This is a genomic window from bacterium (assembly GCA_035549195.1).
Lineage (GTDB): Bacteria > Oederibacteriota > Muellerivitia > Muellerivitales > Muellerivitaceae > DASZRK01.
In genome coordinates this window covers 1-1,647 of sequence record DASZRK010000043.1, presented here as the reverse complement: position 1 = coordinate 1,647, position 1,647 = coordinate 1, and the positions used below count along the sequence as shown (strand labels likewise).

The 1,647-nt window shown below is 63.0% G+C and carries 2 protein-coding genes; both read left to right on the top strand.

Annotation, left to right across the window (positions count from 1 at the left end; translation table 11 throughout):
• Nucleotides 1-380: 380 nt before the first annotated feature.
• Complete coding sequence (locus tag VHE12_08860) at nt 381-950, top strand: LemA family protein (protein HVZ80895.1); 570 nt, start codon at nt 381-383, stop codon at nt 948-950.
• Between the two features lie 112 nt (nt 951-1,062).
• A partial coding sequence (locus VHE12_08855) for a M48 family metalloprotease (protein ID HVZ80894.1) occupies nt 1,063-1,647 on the top strand: 585 nt, incomplete at its 3' end.

Below are 1,647 nucleotides of genomic sequence, written 5' to 3'. Positions count from 1 at the left end.
TGATCTCGTTGCGGCGCTTCTGGAGGTTCTGCAACATGGGGACGTAGGCGGGATCGATGCGGACCCGCTTCTTGGGGACGATCTTCAAGGCCTTGGCGGCTTTGGGCGCGGCCTTCTTCGGGGTGGTCTTGGGTTTGGATGACTTTTTCTTGGCGGTCTTTTTCTTGGCGGCCATGTTCGTCCTCCGGATGGGTTCCAAATAGGCTGAGGGGGCGTTGAAAGGTGTAGAAGATTAATCCTGGCCCCTGGGGCTGTCAAGGACAAAGGCCGGGTTTCCCCTTGGAAAAGCGGGAGTCGCGGGTCTTTCCCTCCCCTGGGCGGGACCGGGACGGGGTCCTATACTAGGGGCGTTCTCATCCTGCCTTGGACAAGGAGCGCTTATGGTCGCCGGCATCGCTTTGGTCGTCGTACTGGTCCTCTTGGGCATCCTCGTGCTCGTCGCCCTCTACCTGGTCTCCGTCTACAACCAACTGGTCCGCTACAAGGTGGAGGTGGACAACTCCTGGAGCCAGATCGACGTGCAATTGAAGCGCCGCCACGACCTGATCCCCAACCTGGTGGAGACGGTGAAGGGCGTGATGGACTTCGAGAAGAACACCCTCACCCAGGTCATGCAGGCCCGCGCCGCCGCCATGGGCGCCGGGAACCTGACGGACCGGGTCAAGGCCGAGAACGACCTCACCAGCGGCCTGGGGCGCCTGATGGCGGTCTGGGAGAACTACCCCGCCCTCAAATCCAATGAGAACGCCAAGCAATTGCAGGAGGAACTGACCTCCACCGAGAACAAGATCGCCTACACCCGCGGGCACTACAACGACGTGGTGGCCAACTACAACACGATCACCCAGCAGTTCCCCTCGAACCTGGTGGCCGGGCCCTTCGGTTTCCAGCAACGGGAATTCCTCAAGGCCGCCGAGGCCGAGAAGGAAGTCCCGCAGGTCAAGTTTTAAGGCTCCATTCCGCCGCGAAGAGGCGAAGGGCGCGAAAAAAACCGGTCCCTGATGAAGGGTCGGGGCGGGTCCTTCGCGAACTCCGCGCCTTCGCGGTCCATCCGGGGTATCCATGTTCTATTCATTGCCCGCCGAGACGGTCTTCGAGGCCAAGGAACGCACCCGCCGGGCCACCTTCTATCTTTTCCTCCTCCTCGTCGCCCTCTATGTGGGTTTCGCCAACCTGATGTCCCTGTCGGTCTGGGCCATGGTCCGTTTCCGGGAGGGGATGGCGGGCCCTTCCCCGGTCTGGCCGGTCATCCTTTGGACCTCCTTGGCCGCGGCGGCCCTGGCGGCGGGCCATTTCTTCTACGTGCGCCAGCGTTCCTTGGGGGATCTGTTGGACCAGATCAAGGCGCGGCCCGCCGACCCGAAGGACCAATACCACCTGCAGTTCATCCACCTGGTGGAGGAGATGGAGGCGGCCACGGGCCTGCACGGGATCCGTCCGGTGGTGCTGGCCGACCCGGGCGCCAACGCTTTTTCGATCATGGATGGGAACGGCAACTGTGCCATCGGGGTGACCGAGGGACTCCTGGCCCGCCTCAACCGCCAGGAGCTTTCCGCCGTGCTGGCCCATGAAGGGGCCCACCTCGTCCATGAGGACTCCAGGCTGGTGACCACCGCCTGCTTCCTCTTCGCCGTCTTCGGACAGATC

What these genes read in the sequence shown, in the direction of transcription:
- VHE12_08860 (HVZ80895.1), top strand. Translation starts at nt 381, where the DNA reads ATGGTCGCCGGCATCGCTTTGGTCGTCGTACTGGTCCTCTTGGGCATC.